We start from the raw sequence: 8,538 nt of genomic DNA on the forward strand, positions 1-8,538 counted from the left end.
GTTTATCGCGGGGTGGAGCAGCCCGGTAGCTCGTCAGGCTCATAACCTGAAGGTCAGAGGTTCAAATCCTCTCCCCGCAACCAAACACCCAACGCCCCCGAAGGCTTCGCCCTCGGGGGCGTTCGGCGTGCGCGCCGCACTGGGCGCCCCATCATGGGGCCGGTGTCGGTTGGCGGAGATGGACGGTCCGCCGTGGATGAGGCATGAGCTGATGGCGGTGATGGCCGAACTCAGCCCGGCCGGCATGCGCGCCGCCTACGACGAGGTGATGACCATCGCTCTGCTCGACCGGCTCACGCATCACTGCGACATCCTGGAAACCGGAAACGACAGCTGGCGGTTCAGGAACCGCTCCTGATCGTTGCCCAGGGGGGCCCGCAGGCTTCCTCCCACGGCGCGCCGCTGCGTCAGCCATGAGGGCACTCCGCGGCGCGCGCGGGGCCCTCCCGTGGACTCCCTGGACAACGGGTTCTGCAACCGGAAGTGCGGCTGGAAATTGCACGCCGATGATGGCTGGTTTCTCGAAGCCGGTCGAACCATAACGTTTGTGGACGGACTCTCAGTCTTTGATTTTCGAGCGGTTTCATGTTCAAAATTGATTCCGATTTTACGCGATCCGCTCCAAATCCATTGCCACATAATGTCGCAATTTTCTGGTATTCTCATGGAAGGATATGGTCGCATGGTGTCGGGACGATATAGGGCGGGCTTCCGGCACCAGGGTGCCTCAAGCACGAACACAAGCACTATGATTTTTCCACCAGGCGCTGCTCGGTGGATGGAAAATGGCGGGGAACATGCAATTTTCATATAAGATTGGAAGCTTTGGCTCTGGGTATACGAGCATAAAGGTGCTAAGTCCAACCCTCGTTAATTTTGATACGGTGGGAACCGGTTCATCCTTAACGACTATTCAGATCAATGGGACGCAGTGGGAAATTATAAACTCCGGCATTAACGGCGGAGCTGCTACAGTTTTGCTTGATTCTGGCGGAAATCCTCTTTCGACAACAGTCAACGGCGTGGGATTTGCCTGGACCGGGGAGACGGGGATCATTTCCTCGACCGGCGGTGACCTCGGTGATTTCATCCTGGGTGGTGAGGGTAGCGATACTCTGCGGGGCGGCCTCGGAAACGACACAGTCTATGGTGCGGATAGTTCCGGTACTGCAACTGGACATGACCGCCTGTTGGGCGACGCTGGCAACGACAGGATGGCCGGAAATTACGGCAACGACACGATCTATGGCGACTCCGGCACCGATACAATTTATGGCAATGCTGGAGATGACGTCCTTTTTGGCGGGGACGACGGAGACCGTATCCACGGAAATGATGGCAGCGATACGCTTAGCGCGGACGCTGGCGATGACACACTGGACGGTGGCCAGGATGATGACGCGCTCTATGGTGGTAACGGCAACGATTCCCTCGTAGGTAATGCCGGCAATGACGTAATTTTTGGCGACGACGGCAACGATACACTGCTCGGCGGCGCCGGCACCGATATACTCAGCGGGGGTAGCGGAAACGATATCTTTTCCTGGTCCTCTACAGCGGATGCATTGGGAGACACGGTATCCGACTTTTCCATTGGCGACACGTTGGTGCTGAATGGCGATTACTCCTCACTGAACAGCACGACTGCCGGCGATATCGCGGTAACAGGCGGATTCGTGACTTTGACTTCCGTGACGGGGAGTTTTCAGGCGAGCTATGTCGGCGCGTCCACAACCATAACGCTTCTTGCGCTGAGTGCTCCCGCGGGCTTGGCGCTGACCGCGGCTTCTGACAGCGGCAGTTCGTCGAGCGACGGCATCACCAGCGCAACGACCCCCACGATCACCGGCACCGCCAACCAGGCCGGTACGATTGTGCTGTATGATACCGACGGCACGACGTCGCTCGGTTCGGTCAGTCTTGCGTCGGCCGGGGCATGGACGATTGCCGCGACGTCCCTGGCGGATGGCGCGCACAGCCTGACGGCCAAGATCACCGACGTCAGCAACGTAACCTCAACGGCGTCCACCGCCCTTGTGGTGACGATCGATACCGCCGCACCGGCAACACCGAGCGTCACGACGATTGCTTCCGATACGGGGACGTCTTCAACCGATCACGTCACCAACGATACGACGCTGATGGTTTCCGGCACGGCGGAAGCCAGTGCGGTGGTTGCGGTCAGCCTCGCCGGAACATCCGTGGGCACCGCCACGGCCGACGGGTCTGGTGCCTGGACCTTCGATTACACCGGCACGACGCTCGGCGCCGGCGCGCACAGTTTTACCGCCACAGCCACCGATGCTGCCGGCAACACCTCATCCGCGTCGGCCGCTTTGGCGGTGACGATCGACACCGCGGTGTCGGCCCCGACCGGCCTGGATCTGGCGATGGCGTCGGACAGCGGCTCGTCGAGCACCGACACCATCACCAAGGTCACCGCTCCGGTGATCGGCGGCACGGTGGCCGAGGCGGCGACCGTCGTCCTCTACGACGGCGCCACCGCCATCGGCACCGCCATCGCATCGGGTGCCGGTGCCTGGACCATCGCCCCGACTTCGCTGAGCGACGGCGTGCACACGCTGACCGCCACCGCCGTCGATACCGCCGGCAATACGTCGACGGCCTCGTCGGCGCTGACGGTGACCGTCGATACCGCTGCCCCGACCACCCCGACCGGGCTGGATCTGGCGACGGCGTCGGACAGCGGCTCGTCGAGCACCGATAACCTCACCAAGGTCACGGCGCCGGTGATCGGCGGCACGGTGGCCGAGGCGTCCACCGTGACCTTGTACGACGGCGCCACCGCCGTCGGCACCGCCACGGCGTCCGGTGCGGGGGTCTGGACCCTCACCAGCGCTTCGCTGGCCGACGGCGTGCACACCCTGACGGCCACCGCCGTCGACACCGCCGGCAACACCTCCACCGCGTCGTCGGCGCTGACGGTGACGGTCGACACCAGCGCTCCGAACGCCCCCACCGGCCTGAACCTGTCCGACATCGAGGACACCGGCGTCTCGACCGGCGACGACATCACCCGCACCACGGCCCCGGCGGTGACCGGCACCGTGGCCGAGGCGGCGACGGTGGTGCTGTACGACGGCGCCACGGCGGTGGGCACGATCACGGCCGGCGGCGCCGGGGCCTGGACCATCGCCAGCTCCTCCCTGGCCGACGGCGTGCACACGCTGACCGCCACGGCGGTGGACACGGCGGGCAACACGTCGTCGGCGTCGTCGGCGCTGACGGTGACCGTCGATACGGCGGCGCCGACGCTCACCGCGGAGACGCCGGCCGATGACGCCACCGGCGTGGCGATCGGCGCCAACCTGGTGCTGACCTTCTCGGAAGCGGTGACCTCGGGCAACACCACGATGACGCTCAAGCGCACGTCCAACGGCAGCATCGTCGAAACCTTCACCGCGACCGACACCGCCCGCGTCACCTTCAACGGCCAAACCGTCACCCTCGACCCGACCGCCGCCCTGGACTACGCGACGGGCTACTATCTCGAAATCGCCGCCGGCGCGGTCAACGACCTCGCCGGCAACAGCTTTGCCGGGCTGACGGGTGGCACGGCCTACAACGTCACCACCGAGGCGGCGGCGCCGCCGCCACCGCCCCCGGACACCAGCTCCCCGACGACGGTCACCACCCCGGTGCTGGGCAACCAGGTCACCGTCACCTCCAACACCACCACCTCCAGCACCGTCGACGGCGTGGTCGTGCAGGAACAGCGCCTGACCACCAGCAGCGGGGCGGTGATCGAGATCACCGAGATCCCGGTGGTCACGGCCAACCGGGTGGAGGCCGACGGGGCGACGCCGTCGGCCGACATCCCGCTGGCGCGCGACGCCACCACCGGGCAGACGACGCTCCAGGCCAGCGTGCCGACCGGCGTCGGCCTGCGGGTCGAGGGCGGCACCACCGCCCAGTCCCCGGCCAATTCCCTGGCCGGCCTGATCCAGGCCATCCAGGCGCGGACCACCGGCAGCGCCACCGACCAGGCCGACATGACCGGCGTCGGCGAGGCCTTCCTGGGCGGGCTGCCGGCCGGCACCCAGTTGACGGTGCGCACCATGGTGCCCACGGTGGCCGCGGGAACGACCGTGATCGGGGCGCCGCTACGCATCACCGGCAACACGCCGACGGGCGGCACGGCACGCGAGGCGCTGGTGATCGATGCCGCCGGCCTGCCCTCGGGCACGGTCATCGAACTGGACAACGTGTCGTTCGCGGCGGTGGTCGGTGCGGTGCGGGTGACCGGCGGCGCCGGCTCGCAGAACGTGGTGGGCGACGGCAGCGCCCAGTACATCGTGCTGGGGGCCGACGACGACACGCTGCGCGGCGGCGGCGGCAACGATTTCGTCGGCTCCGAAGGCGGCGACGATGTGCTGTTCGGCGACGAGGGCAGCGACACGGTGGCCGGCGGCATCGGCAACGACGCGCTGTACGGCAACCTCCAGGCCGACGTGCTCTATGGCAACCAGGGAACGGACACGCTGTTCGGCGGCCAGGACGGCGACACGGCGTTCGGCGGCCAGGATGGCGACGTGGTGTACGGCCAGCTCGGGGCCGACGTGGCGTACGGGCAGCTCGGCGCCGACACGCTGTTCGGCGGCCAGGCCGACGATACCCTGTTCGGCGGCCAGGAAAGCGACGTGCTGTGGGGCAACCGGGGCGACGACGTGCTCTACGGCAACCGCGGCGCCGACATGTTGGACGGCGGCTACGGCAACGATACGCTGGTGGGGGGCGAGGGCGCCGATGTCTTCCGCATCGGCTCGGCCGAGGAAGGGACGGCGGCGATCGTCGACTTCGAAGCCGGGCTGGATCGGATCGGGGTGGTCGGCCCGAACTTCGGGAACATCCAGGCCGGCACCCTGTCGGCGCAGCACTTCGCGCTGGGCAACCCGGCCGACGGCGACGACTGGTTCGTCTTCGACACGGCCACGGGCACCCTGTCGTTCGACGCCGACGGCAGCGGTGCCGGAGCGGCCGTGACCATCGCCACGCTCAACGTGCGCACCCTCAGCCACGCCGACATCACCGTCCTGGCGTGATATGCGACGGAATCCACGTATGCATCGGCACGCTGCCGGAGAAGAAGCAGAGGCACGGAGACCGGCAACCGATCTTTTGCGATGGACGGCTCGACTGCCTGAAAGACCAAAAGCTTTGCGACACAATTACTGTTAGGAGGGCGAAGATAGCCGTTCACCCCCCTTGGTCAGGGGGTGACAGGGACCGGCGGATGGTCGATGGCCGTGCCGGGCACGGGCAAGCACGTCGGCGATGTATGGCCAGGGATCGACGCGGGCGGCGTCGGCAGATTTCGACGACGCTGAGCGAAGCGGCATAGGCGGCGCTGCCCTCCTCGGTGCGGGTGCCGAAGGACAGGGGTCGGGCGATGACGGCGTGGCGCGTTCGGCCCCGTTGTTGGTGGGCGGCAACAGGGGATCATTCCCATGGGCCGCGGCTTCCTGTACCTGGTTGCGGTGATGGACTGGGCATCCCTTCGTGTTCCGGCATGGCGGCTGTCGACCACTTCGGGTGTCGGGTTCTGCATTGAGGCCGGGGAGGAGGCGATGGATGGGAGCGGCCGATGGAAGGGGGCGGGAAACAATGACAACGATTGCTGTCGAAGACAGCAAGGATTGTTCGCTTCCCCAAATCCACTCGTTGTTTGCTGAGGGCGTGCAGCGGCTTCAGGCCGGAGATGGGGATGGATCGGCCCGGCGTTTTCGCCTGGCATTGGTCATTCAGCCGAACTGGCTAGAGGCCCAATCCCTGTTGGGCGCTGCTTGCTGTCTGCGCGGCGCCTGGCCGGCGGCCATCGCGGCGACGGCACGAGCGATCCGGTTGGATGGTCCAGCGGGGGCGTGGTGCAATCGGGGCGTGGCCTTGCGTGCCTGCGGGAGGGCGGCGGAAGCGGCGGACGCGTTCCGGCACGCTGTGGCGTTGCGCCCAGAGCATCATGAATCATTCAACAATCTTGGCGTGATCGATCATGCCCTGGGCCGGACCGAGGCGGCGGTGGCGGCGTTCCGCCATGCCTTGGTACTCGCACCTGGTTACGCCGACGCCCACAACAACCTCACGGCGGTTGAGCAGGAACAGAACGACCCCGCCGTTGCCGCTGAAGCGCATCGCCGCATTCTGCGGCAATGGCCCAACCTACCCGAAGCGCACCAGAATCTCAGCCGAACGCTCAGCTCGCTTGGCCGGTTGGAGGAAGCGGCGGATCAAGCCCGCCGAGCGGTGGCTCTGCGCCCCGACGATTCCCAGCTTTACGATCTTCTGGGCAGTATGCTGCGCCGCTGCGATCGTGCCGCCCTGGCCTTCGATGCGCATTGCCGGGCGCTGCGATTGGTGCCGGACAGCACCCCTTATCTGCTCGCCAAAGGGGCCGCCCTATTGGCGTTGCGTCGGCCCGGAGAGGGCAAGAACCTGTTCATCCCAGCCGTTGCAACCATGCCGAACGATCCCAACGGTTGGAATCTGTTGGGCATGGCGTGCAAGGATAGCAGAAACCCAATCGAAGCTGAGGCCATGTTGCGTCGGGCCATCCGGTTGGCACCCGATTACCCCGATGCACACAACAATCTGGCCAACGCACTCCTTGACCAGAGCAAGTTGGAGGAGGCGGAGCGACACTGCCGTGTTGCGGTTGCCCTGAGCCCGGTTCCGGGAGAAGCATATCTCAACATCGGGTTGATAAGGCAAAAGCATCACGATGTCGTGGCGGCAGAGCGGCTGTATCGTCGGGCAATTCAGATCTCACCCAACAGCGTTGGCGGGCCTTTGAATTTGAGTATGTTGATGCTGATGACTGGCCGTCTCAAAGACGGGTGGAAACTATATGAGCATCGATGGCGTTTGATGGAAGCAGAACAAAGGGAAATACCCCGCCCACAATGGTCAGGAGAGCCGCTTTCGGGGAAATGTCTGCTTATCCATGCAGAACAAGGACTTGGTGACGCGATCCAGATGCTGCGCTACGTTCCGTTGCTAGCCGCGAAGGGCGCGCGCTTGGTGTTGGAGTTGCCCAAACCCCTCGTGCGGTTGGCGGAAACCCTTTCAGGAGGAGCCAAGATAGTAGAGCGCGGCCAACCGGTTCCTGTTTTTGACCTTCACGCGCCGCTGATGAGCTTGCCACACCTGGTCGGTACAGACACCTTGGCCAAGATCCCGTCGAATGTCCCGTATCTGGCTGCGTCGACCGAGGCGATCATGCGTTGGTCAAACGCGATCGGCGCCGGACGCGAGCCGCGGGTTGGGTTGGTGTGGTCGGGGAACTCGATGCATGCCAATGACCGTAATCGCTCCATGCCCGCGAATAAAATTCTGGAACTTCTGAGTGTTGAAGGGGTGGCGTTCATTCTTCTTCAAAAGGAGCCGAATTCAAATGAAGAAGCAATGTTAATGAAAACGGGCCGCTGCCGGAGTTTTGGTCCACTTGCAGATGACATGGCGGATACGGCCGCCCTTGTATCGGCCCTTGATTTGGTGATTACGGTGGATACGTCCGTTGGACATCTAGCCGGAGCTCTGGGGCGGCCGGTATGGATGATGGTTCCCTTCAGCCCCGATTGGCGTTGGTTGACAGGACGGGATGACAGCCCATGGTACCCAACATTGCGTCTATATCGACAAGAGCGCCAGGGCGACTGGTCGGGTGTGATACGTGGCATTGGTCGTGATCTGGCCGTCCTGTCATCGAGTTATATGTGTACCCCTCCGGTGGAGCTTTGTCAGCATCCGGCGAAAGCCGCAGTCTGACTGCGGTTTTCGCCGGATGCTGACGGTGCGCCCGACCGCCAGCCAGACCCGCGCCGAAGGAGGAAGCGCGATCACCGCGCCACCAGCGCCGAGGCCACCGAGGCCACCGGGGCCGCCGGTGTCGACAGCGGGAGGCGCAGACGCGCAACCCCGCCGATCTCGATCTCCATCACCGCCCCGTCCGGCATGCCGGCGCCGCTGTGACCGGGCGTCACCACAACCGCGGCAAAGCCGCCTTGCGACACCCCCGCCTGCTCCCGGCGCCAGTGGTACAGAAGGCTCGCGCTGACATCGGCGCGCCGAGCCACCTGCGTTACCACCGCTCCCGGCGCAAACGCCGCGGCCACCAGCGCCCGCTTCGCGCCCTCGCTCCACTCCCGGCGCCGTTCGCGGCCAGCAAGGATCTCCACTCGTCCCATCGCACCTAAGCGGCCGCCGAACGCCGCCTTGTCTGGGCTGAGCTACTCGACCGTGACCCGTCCCATCGCACCGTCCTATGCACCGGTGCAAGCGACACGGCTTGCACCGCGGCAAGCTACGCGACATCAGACAGCGCAGCGGTAGACGGCCTCCACCGGAGGGGCACCCGCCAAGCGCGATCCGTTCGCCTGTTTCGTTGGCCACGGCTGTCGCCGAAGGTTCCATGGTCGTGTCCCGCTGAGTGGTGTAGCTCGCGCTTTGTCGGCGAGGTCTCCGGCTGATCTGGCCGGGTTGCTCATACGGCCACGGCGGGCAGCATGATGGCGGGATCATCGC

Annotated in this window: 4 protein-coding genes, 1 tRNA gene and 1 pseudogene; 5 read left to right on the plus strand and 1 reads right to left on the minus strand. The window is 65.2% G+C overall.

The window, feature by feature from the left end; genetic code table 11:
• Positions 1–6: 6 nt before the first annotated feature.
• From AC6H2I_RS30120 to AC6H2I_RS30140, 5 genes and pseudogenes are all read left to right on the plus strand, one after another.
• A tRNA-Met gene (locus AC6H2I_RS30120) sits at positions 7–83 on the plus strand.
• A gap of 113 nt (positions 84–196) precedes the next feature.
• On the plus strand, positions 197–358 hold the full coding sequence (locus AC6H2I_RS30125; RefSeq protein WP_497504485.1) for an ATP-binding protein: 162 nt from the start codon (positions 197–199) through the stop codon (positions 356–358).
• Positions 359–797: 439 nt separating this feature from the next.
• Positions 798–5,063 (plus strand): beta strand repeat-containing protein, encoded by a 4,266-nt coding sequence (locus AC6H2I_RS30130; RefSeq protein ID WP_497504487.1) that lies wholly within the window; start codon positions 798–800, stop codon positions 5,061–5,063.
• A gap of 399 nt (positions 5,064–5,462) precedes the next feature.
• A pseudogene (locus tag AC6H2I_RS30135) lies at positions 5,463–5,606 on the plus strand (IS3 family transposase); the annotation flags it as partial.
• Positions 5,607–5,625: 19 nt separating this feature from the next.
• The gene (locus AC6H2I_RS30140) at positions 5,626–7,782 is read left to right on the plus strand and encodes a tetratricopeptide repeat protein (RefSeq protein WP_497504488.1); all 2,157 of its coding nucleotides are present in this window, start codon (positions 5,626–5,628) and stop codon (positions 7,780–7,782) included.
• Between the two features lie 71 nt (positions 7,783–7,853).
• Here AC6H2I_RS30140 and AC6H2I_RS30145 read toward each other — a convergent pair whose 3' ends face one another.
• Positions 7,854–8,192 carry a transposase gene (locus tag AC6H2I_RS30145; protein ID WP_497504486.1) on the minus strand — a complete coding sequence of 113 codons (339 nt, stop codon included), beginning with the start codon at positions 8,190–8,192 and terminating at the stop codon, positions 7,854–7,856.
• Between the last annotated feature and the right edge of the window lie 346 nt (positions 8,193–8,538).

Source organism: Azospirillum sp. NS33 (genome assembly GCF_059703765.1).

What these genes read in the sequence shown, in the direction of transcription:
- AC6H2I_RS30125 (WP_497504485.1), top strand. Translation starts at nt 197, where the DNA reads ATGAGGCATGAGCTGATGGCGGTGATGGCCGAACTCAGCCCGGCCGGC.
- AC6H2I_RS30130 (WP_497504487.1), top strand. Translation starts at nt 798, where the DNA reads ATGCAATTTTCATATAAGATTGGAAGCTTTGGCTCTGGGTATACGAGC.
- AC6H2I_RS30140 (WP_497504488.1), top strand. Translation starts at nt 5,626, where the DNA reads ATGACAACGATTGCTGTCGAAGACAGCAAGGATTGTTCGCTTCCCCAA.